Source organism: Bradyrhizobium sp. ma5 (assembly GCF_042258955.1).
In the GTDB taxonomy this organism is placed as follows: domain Bacteria; phylum Pseudomonadota; class Alphaproteobacteria; order Rhizobiales; family Xanthobacteraceae; genus Bradyrhizobium.
Genome location: NZ_CP170156.1, coordinates 2,468,002 through 2,484,642, shown reverse-complemented (window position 1 = coordinate 2,484,642; position 16,641 = coordinate 2,468,002). Strand labels below are relative to the sequence as shown.

At 65.4% G+C, this 16,641-nt stretch carries 16 protein-coding genes; 10 read left to right on the top strand and 6 right to left on the bottom strand.

Going from position 1 to position 16,641, the window contains the following annotated elements; all coding sequences use genetic code 11:
• Positions 1-4: 4 nt before the first annotated feature.
• The 3 genes from ACE103_RS11470 to ACE103_RS11460 are packed head-to-tail and all read right to left on the bottom strand — an operon-like array spanning position 5 to position 2,996.
• On the bottom strand, positions 5-796 hold the full coding sequence (locus ACE103_RS11470) for an SDR family NAD(P)-dependent oxidoreductase (RefSeq protein WP_375779497.1): 792 nt from the start codon (positions 794-796) through the stop codon (positions 5-7).
• Positions 793-2,343 (bottom strand): class I adenylate-forming enzyme family protein, encoded by a 1,551-nt coding sequence (locus tag ACE103_RS11465; RefSeq protein ID WP_375779496.1) that lies wholly within the window; start codon positions 2,341-2,343, stop codon positions 793-795. Before ACE103_RS11465 ends, ACE103_RS11470 begins: the two co-directional genes overlap by 4 nt.
• Positions 2,340-2,996 (bottom strand): TetR/AcrR family transcriptional regulator, encoded by a 657-nt coding sequence (locus ACE103_RS11460; RefSeq protein ID WP_223969939.1) that lies wholly within the window; start codon positions 2,994-2,996, stop codon positions 2,340-2,342. Before ACE103_RS11460 ends, ACE103_RS11465 begins: the two co-directional genes overlap by 4 nt.
• Before the next feature lie 96 nt (positions 2,997-3,092).
• Here ACE103_RS11460 and ACE103_RS11455 point away from each other — a divergent pair, with 96 nt between their 5' ends.
• Entirely contained in the window at positions 3,093-3,512 is a 420-nt protein-coding gene (locus ACE103_RS11455) for a Zn-ribbon domain-containing OB-fold protein (protein WP_375779495.1), read from the top strand.
• A gap of 18 nt (positions 3,513-3,530) precedes the next feature.
• Positions 3,531-4,670 carry a thiolase family protein gene (locus tag ACE103_RS11450; protein WP_375779494.1) on the top strand — a complete coding sequence of 380 codons (1,140 nt, stop codon included), beginning with the start codon at positions 3,531-3,533 and terminating at the stop codon, positions 4,668-4,670.
• Positions 4,671-4,695: 25 nt separating this feature from the next.
• On the opposite strand, the gene ACE103_RS11445 is transcribed toward ACE103_RS11450, so the two are convergent.
• Positions 4,696-5,331, bottom strand: a complete 636-nt coding sequence (locus tag ACE103_RS11445; RefSeq protein ID WP_375779493.1) for a TetR/AcrR family transcriptional regulator — start codon at positions 5,329-5,331, stop codon at positions 4,696-4,698.
• A 251-nt stretch (positions 5,332-5,582) separates the two neighbouring features.
• Here ACE103_RS11445 and ACE103_RS11440 point away from each other — a divergent pair, with 251 nt between their 5' ends.
• From ACE103_RS11440 to ACE103_RS11405, 8 genes are read left to right on the top strand one after another with little or no spacing between them, the layout of a single operon-like run.
• Entirely contained in the window at positions 5,583-6,893 is a 1,311-nt protein-coding gene (locus ACE103_RS11440; RefSeq protein WP_375779492.1) for a phytoene desaturase family protein, read from the top strand.
• A 5-nt stretch (positions 6,894-6,898) separates the two neighbouring features.
• Entirely contained in the window at positions 6,899-7,753 is an 855-nt protein-coding gene (locus ACE103_RS11435) for an ABC transporter ATP-binding protein (protein ID WP_375779491.1), read from the top strand.
• A complete protein-coding gene (locus ACE103_RS11430) occupies positions 7,750-8,541 on the top strand; it encodes an ABC transporter ATP-binding protein (protein WP_375779490.1) in 792 nt (263 codons plus the stop codon). The genes ACE103_RS11435 and ACE103_RS11430 overlap by 4 nt, the downstream gene beginning before the upstream one ends.
• Positions 8,541-10,475, top strand: a complete 1,935-nt coding sequence (locus ACE103_RS11425) for an AMP-dependent synthetase/ligase (RefSeq protein ID WP_375779489.1) — start codon at positions 8,541-8,543, stop codon at positions 10,473-10,475. Before ACE103_RS11430 ends, ACE103_RS11425 begins: the two co-directional genes overlap by 1 nt.
• On the top strand, positions 10,476-11,348 hold the full coding sequence (locus tag ACE103_RS11420; RefSeq protein ID WP_375779488.1) for a branched-chain amino acid ABC transporter permease: 873 nt from the start codon (positions 10,476-10,478) through the stop codon (positions 11,346-11,348).
• On the top strand, positions 11,348-12,394 hold the full coding sequence (locus ACE103_RS11415; protein ID WP_375779487.1) for a branched-chain amino acid ABC transporter permease: 1,047 nt from the start codon (positions 11,348-11,350) through the stop codon (positions 12,392-12,394). Before ACE103_RS11420 ends, ACE103_RS11415 begins: the two co-directional genes overlap by 1 nt.
• A 33-nt stretch (positions 12,395-12,427) precedes the next feature.
• Positions 12,428-13,588 carry an ABC transporter substrate-binding protein gene (locus tag ACE103_RS11410; RefSeq protein WP_375779486.1) on the top strand — a complete coding sequence of 387 codons (1,161 nt, stop codon included), beginning with the start codon at positions 12,428-12,430 and terminating at the stop codon, positions 13,586-13,588.
• Positions 13,589-13,592: 4 nt separating this feature from the next.
• On the top strand, positions 13,593-14,339 hold the full coding sequence (locus ACE103_RS11405) for an NAD(P)H-dependent oxidoreductase (protein WP_375779485.1): 747 nt from the start codon (positions 13,593-13,595) through the stop codon (positions 14,337-14,339).
• Between the two features lie 175 nt (positions 14,340-14,514).
• Here the strand turns inward: ACE103_RS11405 and ACE103_RS11400 are convergent, their stop codons facing one another.
• Positions 14,515-15,708, bottom strand: a complete 1,194-nt coding sequence (locus ACE103_RS11400; RefSeq protein WP_375779484.1) for an acyl-CoA dehydrogenase family protein — start codon at positions 15,706-15,708, stop codon at positions 14,515-14,517.
• On the bottom strand, positions 15,705-16,640 hold the full coding sequence (locus ACE103_RS11395) for an alpha/beta hydrolase (protein ID WP_375779483.1): 936 nt from the start codon (positions 16,638-16,640) through the stop codon (positions 15,705-15,707). The genes ACE103_RS11400 and ACE103_RS11395 overlap by 4 nt, the downstream gene beginning before the upstream one ends.
• Position 16,641: the final 1 nt, after the last annotated feature.

The following is a 16,641-nucleotide window of genomic DNA, read 5'->3' as shown; positions in this document are numbered from 1 at the left end:
CGCCTCACAATGCGAAGGTAAAGCCGCCGTTGACCGGATAGGTCTGGCCGGTGATCCACGCGCTCGCATCGGAGGCGAGGAACAGCACCATGTTGGCGACGTCGGACGGCAGGCCCGGGCGGCGGATGACGTACTTCTCCATCATCTTCTTCTGCCGCTCCGGATCGGCCTTCAGCCGCGCCTCGATCGCCGGCGTCAAGGTGGCGGCAATCGCCACGCAGTTGGCCGTGATGTTGTGGCGGCCGAGCGAGCGCGCGACCGCGCGCGTGAAGCCCGCCGCGCCCGCCTTTGCGCCCGAATAGACCTCGAGGCCGGCCTCGCCGGCGCGGCCGGCATCGGAGATGATGGTGACGATGCGGCCGCCCTTGCGCTCGATCATCTGCGGGATGCAGGCCGAGGCGCAGTTGATGACGCCGTAGAGATTGACGCCGATGAAGCTGTTCCAGACCTCCGGACCGGTTTCCCAGAACGGCTTGCGCGCATCGGGATCGGGGGTCGCGCCGGCGTTGCCGGCATTGTTGACGAGCACGTCGATCGGGCCGAAGGCCTGCTCGGCCTTGCCGACCATCGCCTTCACCGAGGCGAGATCGGTGACGTCGGCCTGCACCGCGACCGCCTTGCCGCCGCCGGCGTTGATTTCGCGCGCGACCTGCTCGGCGCGATCGAGGAAGTAGTCGTTGACGACGATGCCGGCCGCGTTGTGCGCGGCGAAATGCAGCGCGATCTGGCGCCCGACGCCCTGGCCCGCACCGGTGATCAGCGTCACCTTGCCGTTCAGATCAAGAATATCACTCATACGTTTCTCTCCCGTCCCTTCCAGTAGGGCTCGCGCAATTCGCGCTTGAGCAGCTTGCCCATGGTGTTGCGTGGCAGTTCATCGACGATCGACAGCGTCTTCGGCCGCTTGTAGGAAGCAAGATGCTCGCGGCAGAAGGCGAGGATCGCGGCCTCGTCGGTGATGTGGCCCGGCTTCAGCTCGCAGAACGCCTTGACCTGCTCGCCGAACTCGTCGTCGGGGATGCCGATGACAGCGACGTCCTGCACGTCCGGATGCCTGAGGATCGCGGCCTCGATCTCGGCCGGATAGATGTTGACGCCGCCGGCGATGATCATGTCCTTGGCGCGATCGGTAATGAACAGATAGCCGTCGTCGTCCAGCATCCCGACATCGCCGACGCGGAAATATCCAGCGTCGTCGCGCGTGTCGGTTCCGAGCGGCTTGCCGTTCAGATAGGCGCGGATCGTCACCGGCGTCCTGATCCAGATCTCGCCGGACTGGTTGCGCGGCAACTCGCGCCCCTCGGCATCGCGAATCGAGATGTCGACGTGCTTGTGCGGGCGACCGCTGGAGCCGGGCTTGCGCTCCTGCATCTCGGGCGGCAGGAAGCTGATCATGCCGACCTCGGTCGCGCCGTAGCCTTCGCCGAGCACGCCGGAGCCGAAATAGCGGATGATCCAGCGCTTGAGCTCGTAGGGCACTGGCGCTGCGCCGACCGACAGCGCACGGATCGACGACACGTCGTAGGCGTCGAGTACATCCTTCGGCAGCGCCGCGAGGCGCTTGTACATGGTGGGCACGCCGGTCCAGTTGGTGACGCGATGCCTTGCGATCAGGCGAAGCGCGCCTTCCGGATCGAAGCGGCGCATCAGGATCACCGGATTGCCGAGATGGATCGCACCCCAGACCTGCGACGGGCCGGCGCCATGATGTAGCGGCAGCGTCAGCAGCGAGACGCCGCCCGGCTGACCGCGCCGGGTCTGCGCCACGTCGCTGAGATATTCGCTGGTGCGTTGATCCATCTGCACACCCGGCTGCACCGCCGAGACCACGCCCTTGGGCAGGCCCGTGGTGCCTGAGGTGTAGAGGATTAGCGGCGGCCGACCGGTGGAATGCAGCGGCGGCTCGGCAGGCGTGTCGAGCAGTTCGGAGAATGCGACGAAGCCGGGCGACACCGTCCCAATCGAGACCGCCAGCTTGATCGGCAAGCCCTCGAATGCGGGCTTCAGCGCCGTCGGATCATCATCGTCGCAGACCATGACCTGGGCGCCGCTGTTGGACAGCACGTACTGCGTCTCCGACGGCGTCAGCCGCCAGTTCAGGCCGAGCAGCGAGCAGCGCAGCTTGCCGATCGCCTCGCTCAGGATCGGCCACTCGATCCGGATCTGGGTCCGCAGCACCACGATGTCGCCGGCGACGACGCCGCGGGCCGCGAGGCCATGCGCAACGCGGTTCGCCGCATCGTTGAGCTGCGACCATGTCATCTGGTGATCGCCCTCGATGAAGGCGACATCGTCGGGGCGATTGGCGGCCCAGTATTCGACGCTGTTCGGCAGGATGCTCATTTCGTCAGCCTCCGTTCCAGCGTCGCGATGAAGTGCGCGCTGATGACCTCGAGATCCAGTCCCTCCGGATCGACCAGCCACTGCGCCACCGATCCGCGCAGCGTGGCGTGGATGAGCGCGCTTTCGATCTCCGGATCGATATCCGCGCGCAACCGACCCTCGGCCATTCCCGCCCGCAGCGCCGCGGCGATCTCGCCTCGCGTTTCGCGATTGAGTTTCGCCACGGTAGCCGTGATCGGCGGCACGGTGAGCGCGCCGGCCAGCACGGCGTGAAAGGCGCGCGCCATGGCAGGATTCCGCGCCGGCATCACGAAGTAGTATCGGCACGACGCAAGCAGGCTGTCGTAGCCGGTCAGTCCCGGTGCGGACGCGCGGCGCTCGGTGATGAAGGATTCGATGATGTAGGTGCCGAGCGCCGACAGCAGATCGGCCTTGGTCTTGAAATAGTGCGACGGCAGACCGCGGCTGTAGCCGGCGCGCTCGCCGGCCTCCGCCAACGTGATCGCCTCGAGCCCGTTTTCGGCCACGATCAGCGCGGCCGCTTCGAGGATCCGCCGCTCCGCTTCATCGCGCCGCTCGACCTGGGTCCGCCGCGACACCGACACGGGCGCGTCGTCTCGCTGCTCCTGCGCGCGTCGAACTGCTCGTGCCATTCAGCTTCGCTCCCTTTGCCGTGCGGCGACTTCTTGCTTGCATTCAAGTTAGAATAATGTTTGTTGGTCGGTCAACAAGTTTCTTGGAGGAAACGCATGCAGCCGAACAAACTATTGAAACCAAGCCTGTATTCCGCGGCGCCCGGCCACCAGAAGGAGGTGACGGCCCGCCTCAAGGGCGGCCGCTGCCGCTGCGGATACGTCTTCTTCCCGATGCAGACGTATGGCTGCGAGCGCTGCGGCAGCCATGGCGACGCGCTGACGCCTTGCGAGCTCTCGGCCGATGGAACGCTACTCGCCGAAGCAACCGTTCACCTGCACGCCGACAAGAACCGCCTGCCCCCCTTCACCATCGTCAAGGTCGCGCTCGACGACGGGCCTGTGATCCGCACCCTGCTGGCCGAGGACAGCGCGCCCGTCGCGCCGGGCCGGCGCGTGACCGGCAGGCTCATCGCAGTCGGACAGAGCGAGAGCGGCGAGACCGTGCTCGATCTCCGCTTCAGCATCGCATCCTGATTGGTCCGGAGGTCTGACATGACACGATCACTCAACGAGCTGCGCCCGGTCTATGTCGTCGGCATCGGCTGGCATCGCTATCAGAACCCGAGCGAGACGCCCTATGTGGAGCTCGGCCTCACCGCGATCCGCGCCGCGCTTGCAGATGCGCGCATCGAATGGCCTGTGGTGGAATCGACCTATGTCGCGACCGCGCTGCTCGGCATGGCGTCGGGACGGCCGATGCTGCGCCATCTCGGCGCGACCGGCGCGCCGCTGATGCATGTCGAAAATGCGTCGGCCTCCGGATCGACTGCGTTCCGCCACGCCTGCATCGAGGTCGCAAGCGGCATCTCCGACGTCGCGCTGGCAATTGGCGTCGACAAGCGCAATCCGGTGCGGCGTCCGGACACCGGCCTCGGTCACCTCGCCGAGGACGCCATCGTCCCCTTCACGCATTTCGCGCTGCTGACCAATGAATACGCGGTCCGCCACAACGCCTCGACCGAGGACATCGCACGGGTCGCGGTGAAGAACCACCGCAACGGCGCCAAGAATCCCAATGCGCAGCGGCAGCAGGAGCGCACGCTCGACGAGGTGCTCGGCGGCAAGCGGGTATCGGGCTCGCTGACGTCGTTGCAATGCACGCCGATTGGCGAAGGCGCCGCGGCCGTCATCGTCGCATCCGAGGACGGCATTCGCCGACTGGGCATCGACGCCGGCCGCGCCATTCGCGCCACGGCCTCGGTCGGCCGCAGCGAACGGGTCTATCCGCCCGGCGCCGGCTTCGACGCGGCGCTCACCAAGGAGACCGCCGACCTCGCATTGGCGCAAGCCAAGCTAACCCCGAAGGATCTCGACATCATCGAGCTGCACGACGCCTTCACGGTCGAGGAGCTGCATTACATCGAAAGCATCGGCCTCTGCCCCGAAGGACACGGCGTTCGCATGCTGAAGGACGGCGCGCTCGATATCGGCGGGCAATGCGCGATCAATCCCTCCGGCGGCCTGATCGCGATGGGGCACCCGATCGGTCCCACCGGCATCGGCCAGATCGGCGAGATCGTGATGCAGCTCCGCGGCGAGGCCGGCCCGCGCCAGCATCGCGGCGCGCGGATCGGGCTGGCGCATATGGTCGGCGTCGGCGCGGTCTGCTACGTGCACATCCTGCAACGGTGACGCCGCCGCTCGAGAACGCGCCAGCTCACGCGCGCTGGCGCAGCGGCCGCGCGGCGTCCTTTGCCGGCACCGGCATGGTGAAACCGTACAGGAACAGGTCCACCACCATGTCGGCGAACTCGCCGGGGTCGACGCCGCCCTTCGGGTCGTACCAGGTGTGGCTGAAGTTCAGGATGCCGAACAGCATCATGCTGTAGATCTTCTTGGTCCGCTTGACGATCTTGCCTTCCTTGTCGAGCGTGACCAAAAGATCGGCGATAGTATCGACCAACTGGCGCTCCAGCGCCTTGATCGCATCCTGTTCGGTCTCGCCGAGGAACGAGAGGTCGTTGAGGATCACGCGCTGCTCGTCGCTCGAGCGCGCATTGAGCGCGACGATGGCCTGGATCGCGGCGCGGAACTGCTCCAGCGTCGCCGCCTTGCCGGCCATCGCGGTCTCGACATCGGCGATCATCTCGCGGATATGCGCATCGAGGATCGCGAACAGGATCGCTTCCTTCGAGTCGAAATAGTGGTACAGCGCGCCGCGCGACAGCTTGCAGGCGTCCGCAAGGTCGGCGATCGAGGCACGCATGTAGCCCTGCCGCGCGAACAGGCCGCAGGCGGTGGTGAGAATGCCCCGCTGGATCTCGTCGTAATTTTCTGAGCGCGTCCGCGCCATTACATTCTCTCTCGTGCACCATCGGCGCCGCCGGAATCGGACGGCACCCGTCTCTCTATACTACTGCCGCTCCGCGCCCTCCTCCCCTTTACGGGCACCATCCACCAGAACTCTTCCATCGCTCACCATGACGCGCGACCTGCGTCAAAAAATAATTTGAACGACCGGTCGGATTATATTAAAGTGCCTGCCATCAAGCAAGCGGATTGCGCACGTCGGGACCAACCCGGCGGCATTGAGGGAGGCTGCGCGTGGATTCTCAGAAGGTCGATGCTGTCGTGATCGGAGCCGGCGCCGGCGGGCTGTGCGCCGCAGCGCGGCTTGCCCATGGCGGGCTGCATACGCTCGTCGTCGACGACAAGGACCGGCTCGGCGGGCGCGCCTCGACCGAGGAGATCGACGGCTTCAAGGTCAATATCGGCGCGATCGCGATCGAGTTCGGCGGCGTGTTCGAGGAGACCTTCCACACCGTCGGCGCGCCGCTCGATATCCGCGCGCCGGAGCCTGCGAGCTCGTTCTTCATCGACGGCAAGGTGATCGATGTCGGCCGCGGCGGCTGGTCGCTGTTGCTCGGGCAGCTCACGAAACAGGCCTCGCGCATCCTGGAGAAATTCGCCGACGCCCGTTCCGGCAACCTGCCCGACGGGCGGCAATCGACCGAGGATTGGCTGAAGGGTTACACCAGCAACGCCACGGTGCACGCGCTGTTCCGCAATCTCTGCGCGGCAATCTTCGCCTGCAACGCCGCCGAGCTGCCGGCCCGCGCCTTCCTCACCTATTTCACCAGCAAGGGCGCCTTCAAGAAGTTCGGCTTCTGCCCGCAGGGCACGATCGGCGTCTGGAACAGCCTCGGCAGCGCGATCAAGCGCAATGGCGACATCTGGCTCGAAACGCCGGCGACCACGATCCACACATCAAATGGCCGCGTCGAAGGCGTCACCGTGCTCCGGAACGGTGAGAAGGTGCGGATCGAGACCGATCTTGTCATCAGCAACGCCGGACCGAAGGCAACCGTCGCGCTCGCCGGCAGCGAGGCTTTCCCGGCGGATTATCTCGCCAAGGTGAAGAACGACCTGCGCCCATCCGCCAATATTGTCATCAATGTCGCAAGCCGCGAGCCGCTGATCAACCACCCCGGCATCATCACCTTCGGCAAGACGCGCCGGCTCTGCAACATGGCGAACCTTTCCGCCACGTGCCCCGAACTGGCCCCGCCCGGCTGGCATCTCTACGTCGCCTATGCCGTGCCGGTGCCCGCGCTCGGCGATTTCGACTCGGATACCGAGGTCGCGCTCGCACTCGAGGACCTTCGCGAGCAGTTCGCGAATTTCGACCAGGCAAAAATCCTCTCGATCCGGGTGATGCGCGACGACTGGCCGGCGCAACGCAGCTGCGCCGGTTACGACCTGCCGCGCGAGACCGGCATCGAAGGCCTGTGGTGCGTCGGCGACGCGGTGAAGCAGTATGGCAATGGCGGCACCCAGGCTTGCGCCGAGACCGCCAAGATCGTGACCGATGCGATCTTCGCCGCGCGCCCGCGCCGATCGGTCGGCCGGGTCTGAGCGCGATGCCGACGACGATCCCGCATCCGACGTCGCAAGCAAATCCCCAGGCCGCGCCGGCGCGGGAGTGCCTGCTCGAATTTCGCAACATCCGGATCGTCTACGACAACGCGATCGAGGCGATCCGCGATGTCTCGATCACGGTGCCCGAGGGCAACATCGTCGCCCTGCTCGGCTCCAACGGCGCCGGCAAGTCGACGCTGCTGAAGGCGATGTCTGGCATCCTCTACACCGAGGAAGGCGTGATCGAAAACGGTAGCATCCGCTTCCGCAATGACGAGGTGCATCGCCTCGCGCCGGACGAGCTGGTGCGCCGCGGCATCGTGCAGGTGCCGGAGGGCCGCCGCGTGTTCGCGGCGCTCACCATCGACGAGAATTTGCAGATGGGCGGCTACACCAGGACCGGCGCCGAGGCGCGCGAGCGCCGCGACAAGGTGTTTGCGCTGTTTCCGCGGCTCCATGAGCGGCGCGACCAGATCGCCGGCTACATGTCCGGCGGAGAGCAGCAAATGCTCGCGATCGGCCGCGCGCTGATGACCGATCCGGTGCTGCTGGCGCTCGACGAGCCGTCGCTCGGCCTCGCGCCCTTGATCATCGACCGCATCTATGAGGTGATTGTCCGGCTGCGCGATGAGCTGAAAATGACCGTGCTACTGGTCGAACAGAACGCGCAGCGCGCGCTCGACATCGCCGACTATGGCTACATCCTGGAGACCGGTCGCGTCGTGCTCGACGGCACAGCTGCGCGGCTCACCGCCAATGAAGACGTCCAGGAGTTCTACCTCGGCGTCTCTTCCACCGGCCGCAAGAGCCTGCGCGACGTCAAGCATTACAAGCGCCGCAAGCGGTGGCTGTCGTGACCGCGCTGCTCATGGTCGAGAACCTGTCAAAACGCTTCGGCGGCCTGCAGGCGGTCGCCGATGTCAGCCTTCAGGTAAGCCCCGGCGAGATCTGCAGCGTGATCGGCCCGAACGGCGCCGGCAAGACCACGCTGTTCAACATGATCTCGGGCGTGCTGCGGCCGAGCGGCGGCCGGATCGTCTTCGACGGCATCGACCTTGCGACCATTTCGCCATGGAAATTCGCCGCCGTCGGCATCGGCCGCACCTTTCAGAACCTCGCGCTGTTCAAGCACGGCACCGTGGTCGAGAACATCCTGACCGGCCGCCACACCCATCTGCGCTCGACCGTGCTGGACGCCGTGGTGTTCTTCGGCCGCACCCGCAAGGAGGAGATCGCGGCCCGGCAGCGCGTCGAGCACATCATCGAGTTCCTCGAGATCGAGCATATCAGGGACGCCGTGGTCGGCACGCTGTCTTACGGCCAGCAGAAGCGCGTCGAGCTCGCCCGCGCGCTCGCCTGCGAGCCGAAATTGCTGCTGCTCGACGAGATGGTCTCCGGTATGAACCAGGAGGAGACCGAGGATATCGCGCGCTTCGTGCTCGACATCCGCGACGAGCTCGGCATCACCGTCGTGATGATCGAGCACGAGATGCGCATCGTGATGGACATTTCCGACCGCATCCATGTGCTGAATTTCGGGCGCAAGATCGCAGAAGGCGCGCCCGACGAGATCAGGCGAGATCCTGCCGTCGCGGAGGCCTATCTCGGTGGCCAGCGCGCCGAAGCGATGAAGGCGGGCGCGTGATGTCGACGATGGACAGCCTGCGCAACGCTCATCCGCCGCTGCGGGCCAACGCCGCGCGCAGCGCACCCGCGGCAGGCGCCGACGCGCTGCAGGCGGCGCTTGCGGATGCCGCCATCACCATCCCGCAATTGCTGCGGCAACGCGCCGCCATACATGGCGATGCATTGGCGCTGCGGGAGAAGGATTACGGCATCTGGAATCCCTATTCGTGGCAGCATTACTACGGGACCGCGCGCGCGGTCGCGCTCGGCCTGCTGTCGCTCGGCATCAAGCCCGGCGACCGGGTCGCTATCGCCGGCGAGAATACGCCGGAATGGTTTTACGCAGATCTCGGTGCCCAGATGATCGGCGCGGTCGCGGTCGGCATCTATCCGACCAATCCCTGGGTCGAGCTGCAATATATCGTCAAGCATTCCGGAGCCCGAATCGTCGTCACCGGCGATCAGGAGCAGACCGACAAGGTGCTCGACGCGATGGCCAACAATGGCGGCCTGCCGGATCTGGAAGCCATCGTCTGCATCGACATGAAGGGCCTGCGGCATTATCGGCAGCCGGAGCTGACGTCGTTCGCCGCCTTGTGCGAACGCGGCAAGGGCTACGCCGAGGCGAACCCGGAGGCTGATGCTACCCTCGATCGCCTGATCGGCCAGGGCGCGCCCGACGATGTCTGCATCCTCGTCTACACCTCGGGCACGACGGGCCCGCCCAAAGGCGCGATGCTGACCCATCGCAATCTCGTCTACGCCGCCTATGCTTACGCCAAAACCGTCGGCATCGCTGACAAGCCGTTCGAAGCGGTGAGCTATCTGCCGCTGTGCCACGTCGCCGAGCGCTGCTACGGCACGGTAACGCATCTCGTGCTCGGCGGCACGGTCTCCTTTGCCGAATCGATCGACACCGTCGCGATCAACATCCGCGAGATCGCGCCGACGTTCTTTGTCGGCGTGCCCCGCATCTACGAAAAACTGCAACAGGGCTTTCTGTTCAGGCTCGGCGAGAGCGGCCGTCTGCGGCAGGGCTTCACCAATGCCTGCCTCGCCTGGGGCCGCACGCTGTCGGATCGCCGGCAGGCCGGCAAGGAGGGCTGGCTCGATCGTGCCACCTACGGGCTGCTCTATCTCCTGATGTTCCGCAATCTGCAGCGCCACCTCGGCTTCGCCTATAGCCGGCACAGGCTCTGCGCCGGCGCCTCGATCTCGCCGGAGACGCTGCGCTTCTTCGACATCATCGGCCGGCCGGTGTCGCAGGGCTATGGCCTCACCGAAAGCGGCGGCGTCGCCTTCATCCAGACGGAAAGCCACCACCGGATCGGCGGCTGCGGCGTACCGCTGCCGCAGACCGAATGGAAGTGCGACGGCGATGGCGAGATCCTGCTGCGTAACCCCGGCGTCTTCAAAGGCTACTTCCTCGACGAGAAGGCCTCCACCGCTTCGCTGGAGCAAGGCGGCTGGCTGCGCACCGGCGACATCATCGACATCCTCGACAACGGCGAGATCGCCGTGGTCGACCGCAAGAAGGCGATCATCATTACCGCCGGCGGCAAGAACATCGCCCCGTCGGAAATCGAGAACGCGCTGAAGGATTCCGAATTCATCAAGGAAGCGATCGTGGTCGGCGAGGCCAAAAAGTACCTCGGCGCCATCCTCCAGGTCGACTACGACAATGTCGGCCGCTGGGCGCGCGACCGGGCGCTGGCCTATACCAATTACAAGTCGTTGTCGCAGCTGCCTGAAGTGCACGAGCTGGTCGAGCGGATCGTGAGCGACACCAACAAGCGCTTCGCCCGGGTCGAGAATATCCGCCGCTTCGCCATCCTCGAGAAGGAGCTCGACCATGACGATGGCGAGCTCACCGCCACGCAGAAGGTGCGCCGCGCCATGATCGAGAAGAAGTTCGCGCGCGAGCTCGCCATCATCTACCAGGCGGAGGGCTGAATGCAGTATCTCATTCAGCTTTTGATCTCCGGGCTTGCGATCGGTGCGATCTACGGCCTGATCGCGATGGGCTTTGCGGTGATCTACAAGTCCACCGGCCTGGTCAATTTCGCGCAGGGCGAGATGACCATGATCACGGCCTACATCGCCTGGACCATCTCGACCACGGTCAGCGGCAATGTGTTCGTCGTAGCGCTGGGCGCGATCCTCGCCGCGGTCCTGCTCGGCCTCGTCATCGAGCGCCTGGTGATGCGGCCGATGCTGGGCGAGCCGGTGTTCGCGACCGTGATGGTCACGATCGGGCTTGCCGTGATCCTGCGCTCGGCGATCAACTTCATCTGGGACGCCTATCCGCACGGGCTCGATATCGGCATGGGGCGCGGTATCGTGCATCTCGGCGGCATCGGCGTGCGCACCGGGCAAATCGCCGTGATCGTCACGCTGCTGGCGTTGCTTGCCGCGATCTGGGCGTTCTTCCGCTACAGCAAGGTCGGCGTCGCGATGCGCGCGGTCGCAGCCGACGACCGCACCGCGCTGTTGATGGGCATCAGCGCCACCAGGGTCCACGCGCTGGCCTGGGCCGCATCCTCGGTGATCGCCGGCATCGGCGGCGTGTTCTTTGCACTGTCCTACGACTTGTCGCCGGCGATGTTCCAGCTCGGGCTGAAGGCGTTTCCGGCCACGATCCTGGGCGGTCTCGATGCGGTGCTGGGCTCCGGGCTCGGCGGCCTCCTGATCGGCATCACCGAAAACCTCGCCGGCGGCTATCTCGGCTCCGGCATGAAGGAAGTCGCGGGCTTTGCCATGATCATCGTGGTGCTGATGGTCCGCCCGTTCGGCATCTTCGGCGAACGCGATATCGAGAGGGTCTGATGCGCACCGGCGACTACAAGCAGAGCTACGGCGAACTGGTCGCGCTGGTCGATTCCCCGCCGGTGTGGCTATGGTCGGCCGTGCTGCTGCTGGCACTGATCGCGGCGCCTCATCTGCTGAACTCCTACGCGTTGTCGTTCCTGATGATCATCCTGATCACGGCGACCGGCGCGCTCGGGCTCAACATCCTGACCGGCTACACCGGTCTCATTTCGCTCGGCCATGTCGGCTTCCTCGTCACCGGCGCCTATGCCTATGCGGTGCTGGTCTCGAAGTACCACATGCCGCCGCTGGTCGGCTTCCTCGGCGCCGGCGTGGTGCCGGCGCTTGCCAGCCTGATCGTCGGCGCACCATCGCTGCGGCTCAAGGGGCTCTATCTCGCCATCACCACGCTCGCCTTCTCCTTCATCATCAACACGGTGATCCTGGAGATGCGCTGGCTGACCAACGGCGCCCGCGGCATCCAGGTGCAACGGCCGGAGATCCTCGGCATCAGCTTCGACAGCGATGCCGCCTTCACCTATCTCTGCCTCGCTTTCGCAGCCCTGACGCTGTTCGCCACCCTCAACATCCGCCGCAGCCGGGTCGGACGCGCCTTCGTCGCGATCCGCGACAACGACACCGCGGCACGCGTGATGGGGATCAACCTGCACGCCTACAAGCTGTTCGCCTTCGTCACCTCGGCCTTCATCACCGGAATCGCCGGCGCGCTTTACGGCATCTATCTCTCCTTTGTCAGCGTCGAAGGCTTTCCGTTCCTGCTCTCGATCGAGGCGCTGGCGATCCTGATCGTCGGTGGCCTCGGCTCGGCGCTCGGCGCGGTGCTCGGCACCGTCCTGATCGTGCTGCTGCCGGAAGTGACCAGGCTCGTCTTCAGCCTGTTCAGCGCTCAGATGGACGCGACCTTCACGACCGGCGCGCAGGAGCTGAAGAGCATGCTCTACGGCCTCGTCATCATCCTGTTCCTGCGCTTCCAGCCGAGGGGGCTGGTCGGCGCCTGGCACGACATCAAGCGGACCTGGGTGCACTGGCCGCTGCGGTACTAACAAGAAAAGACACGACACCATGAGGAGGAAACATTGATCAGACATTTGGCGGCAGCCTCGCTGCTGCTCACCACGGCCTGCCTTGCCATCGGTCCCGCTACCGCCGCCGACCCTGGTATCACCGACACCGAGATCCTGATCGGCGACGTCGAGCCCCTGACCGGCCCGCCGGCACTCCTCGGCGTCGCGGCCTCGATCGGCCACAAGATCGCGATCGCGGAGGCCAACGCCGCCGGCGGCATCAACGGCCGCAAGATCAAATACGTGCTGGAGGACGACGGCTACGTCACCGCGCGCACCATCCAGGGCGTCAAGAAGGTGATCGACGTCGACAAGGTATTCGCAATGATCGGCATCTCCGGCTCGGGCCAGTCGATCGCTGTCATGCCGGTGCTGGAGAAATCCGGCATCCCGACCGTGATCGACGTCGCGCCGGTGAAATTCCTGTGGGAGCCGCCGCGCAAGAACGTGTTCGTGGTCGGCCAGTCCTACGAGGAAGGCATCATCCACCTCGTCAACTTCCTGGCCGACAAGAATCCCGGCAAGAAATGGGGACTGATCACCCAGGACGACGATTACGGCATCACGGTGCGCGACGGCTTCGATACCGTCGTCAAGGCCAAGAAGCTGAACGTGGTCTACAGCGGCAACTACAAGAAAGGTCAGCAGGACTTCTCGTCCGACATGCTGCAGCTGAAGGACTCCGGCGCCGAGGTGTTCCTGGCCGGCGGCATCATCGGTGAGAACATCGCGATGATGAAGGAGCTGGAGAAGCTCGGCATCAAGCCGGTGACCGGCATCTTCTGGCCCGGTCGCATCGAACCGGTGCTGAAGCTGATGGGCCCGGCCGGTGACGGCATCTATGCGGTCGACTATGTCGAACCGTTCGCGGGGCCGGCCGGCAAGGCGTTCCTCGAGAAGGCCAAGCCGCTGGTGTCGGAAGCCGAGTTCAAGGGCATCAACCGCTACACCATGACCGGCTATGCCGCCGCGAAAGTCCTGATCGCGGCGATCGAGCGCTGCGGCAAGCAACCGACCTGGGCCTGCACCATCTCGGAACTGGAGAAGACCAGGAATGTCGAGACCGGCGTGATGGCGCCGATCAGCTTCGGCCCCGGCGTCCGCTTCTCCAACCAGAAGCTGCAGATCATGCAGGCTGATACGGCGACGCTCAGCTTCAAACCGGTGAACTAGAACGATGAAAGTCCTGATCGTCTTTGCCCATCAGGAGACGCAGTCGTTCAACGCTGCGCTGCTGGCGCGGTCGGTGGCGGAGCTGACCGCGCTCGGGCATACGGTCAGGATCTCCGATCTTTACGCCATGAGCTTCAACCCGGTGGCGACCGCCGAAGACTTTGGCGAGCGGCGGTTCCCCGACCGGCTGCAATATGATCGCGAGCAGAAATTCAATCTGCAACAGCAGTCGCTCAGCGGCGACATCGCCGCCGAGATCGAGAAGCTGCTGTGGTGCGACCTCCTGATCCTGCAGTTTCCGCTGTGGTGGTTTTCCGTTCCCGCCATCATGAAGGGCTGGATCGACCGGGTGTTCGTCAACGGCGCGGTCTATGGCAGCGGCCGCCGCTACGACACCGGCGGCCTCGCCGGCCGCCGCGCCATGGTCGTGACCTCGACCGCAGCCTATCCCGGAATGTGCGCGCCCGACGGGCTGGTCGGCGCGCTCGACGTGGTGCTGTGGCCGATCCAGAACGGCATGCTGGCCTATGCCGGCTGCAAGGTGCTGCCGCCCTTCGTGTCGTATTCGGTGAATTTCGTCGACGAGGCGACGCGGCATCGCTATCTCGACGACTACGCCGAACGGCTGCGGCAGCTCGAAACCGCCGAGCCGTTGTTCTTCCATCCGCTCGCGGATTTCGGCGAGGACTGGCGGCTGAAGCCGGGGATCACGGCGCAGACGGTTGGGCAGGGCGCGCGTGCCCACAAATGACATGACCCGGACGTAGGTCTGCTCCCTCGCCCCGTTCTTACGGGGAGAGGATTGGGGTGAGGGGCTGCTCCCGCACATATGGTGATAGAAGCACTCGCGGAGACTCCCCCTCACCCGGATCGCATCAGCGATGCGATCCGACCTCTCCCCGCGAGCGGAGCGAGGCAAGAAAGAATCACATCCGCTTCGCCACCTCTTCCAGCATCACCTCGGTGGCACCGCCGCCGATCGTCAGCACGCGGGCGTCGCGCACCATACGTTCGATCGGGGTGCCGCGCATGAAGCCTGAGCCGCCGTGCAATTGCAGGCAGCCATGCACGACCTCGTGCAGCACCTCCGGCGACAGCGCCTTCACCATCGACACTTCGCGCAAGCACTCCTGCCCGGCCGCGGCGAGCTCAGCGGCCTGATAGGCCAGCGCGCGCGCCGCTGCCGCCTTCGCGGCGAGCTGGGCGAGCTTCAACCGTACGCCCTGCTGGTTCCACAGCGGCCCGCCGAATGCCTGCCGCGTCTTCACATTGTTCGTCGTCAGCTCGATCGCCTTGGCGGACTCGCCGGCGCAGATGCCGCCGATGCAGATGCGCTCGTTCTGGAAGGTCTCCATGATGCCATAGAAACCCTTGTTCTCCTCGCCGAGCAGATTTTCCGCCGGCACGCGCACGTCCTGGAACGAAATCTCGGCGGTGTCCGAGCAGAGCCAGCCGTGCTTGTCGAGCTTGGTTGCCGTGATGCCCGGCGTGTTGCGCTCGACGATGAACAGCGAGATGCCGCGGCTGCCCTTGGCGTGCGGGTCGGTGCGCGCGGCGACGATCAGGAGATCGCCGTAGACTGCATTGGTGATGAACATCTTTGCCCCGTTGATCACCCAATGATCGCCGTCGCGCCGCGCGCGCGTCTTGAGGCCTGCGACATCGGATCCGGCATCGGGCTCGGTCACCGCGATCGAACAGACCGTCTCGCCGCGGATGATCGCAGGCAGATATTTCTGCTTCTGCTCCGGCGTACCGCGCAGGCTGATGTGCACCGCCGACATGTCGGTATGAACCAGGATCGACGAGGTGAAGCCGCCGAAGCTCGAGCGGCCGAGCTCCTCGGCAAACACCATCGAGGCCAGTGGCCCCATGTCGGTGCCGCCATATTCGGCGGCGTGGCGCATGCCGAGGAAGCCGAGCGCACCCATGCGGCGATAGATCTCGCGCGGGATCTTGCCGTCGCGCTCCCACGCCTCGGCATGTGGCACTACTTCCTTCTCGACGAAGCGACGCACCTGCTCGCGCAGCATGCGCAGTTCCTCAGGCAGATTGGGCGGCTCCGGAAAATGGAATGCGGTCTCAGAGAGCTGGCGCGGATCCGAGGTCATGACATTCATTGTGGCGCCCTCTCATGGCCGATGTGAAGATGGTTGCGCAGAAAAACTGCGAGCGATGCGATCGCCTCTCGCGCCTGCGGAATCTCGGGGAACATCTGGAAGACGTGGATCATGCCGTCCCAGACCTGGAGCTCGACTTCGGCGCCGGCCACTTTCGCCCTTGCGACCAGCTCCGTCGAGTCATCGCGCACGGTTTCGCGGTCGCCAACCTGAACCAGAAGCGGCGGCAGGCCGGTGAGATCGGCATAAAGCGGCGAGGCCAGCGGATCACGGGAATCACCGTCCTTGCCGAGATAGTTCTTGGCGAGCGCCAGGATCATCGCGCGCTGGTGGATCGGGTCCGCCTCGGCCCGGCTCTCATAGCTTGCGCCGCTCGCAGTGAGATCGGTCCAGGGCGACATCAGCGCGCCGGCCGCCGGAAGAGGCAAGCCGCGTTCCCTCGCTGCGAGCATCGCAGCGAGCACGAGATTGCCGCCGGCCGAGTCCCCGGCGAAGGCAATATCGGCCGGACGCAGTCCCAGATCGCGCAGATGCTGATAGGCCGTCAACGCATCATCGAGCGCCGCGGGAAACCGGTGCTCCGGCGCGAGCCGGTAATTGATCGAAAGCACGCGACAGCCGGATGCATCTGCGATCCGCGCGGCAAGGTCGCGATGCGAGACGACCGAGCCGATGCGAAAGCCGCCGCCGTGAAAATAGAGCACCGCTTTGTCGCGCGATGAGCCGGATGGCACGAGCCATTCGCCGTCGACACCACCGGCTGAGACCGGCTCAATCATTACTGGCACCGAGCAGCCGGCAAAGGCTGCATCCCAATCGCTGCGCATCTGCGCCACCGATGTGTCGCGGCTCCAGCCGCGATAGATCGCACGCAGGCGCTCGATGGCGCGATCGACCGGCGTGATAGCGATATCGTCGCCTGTGCTGGCCATC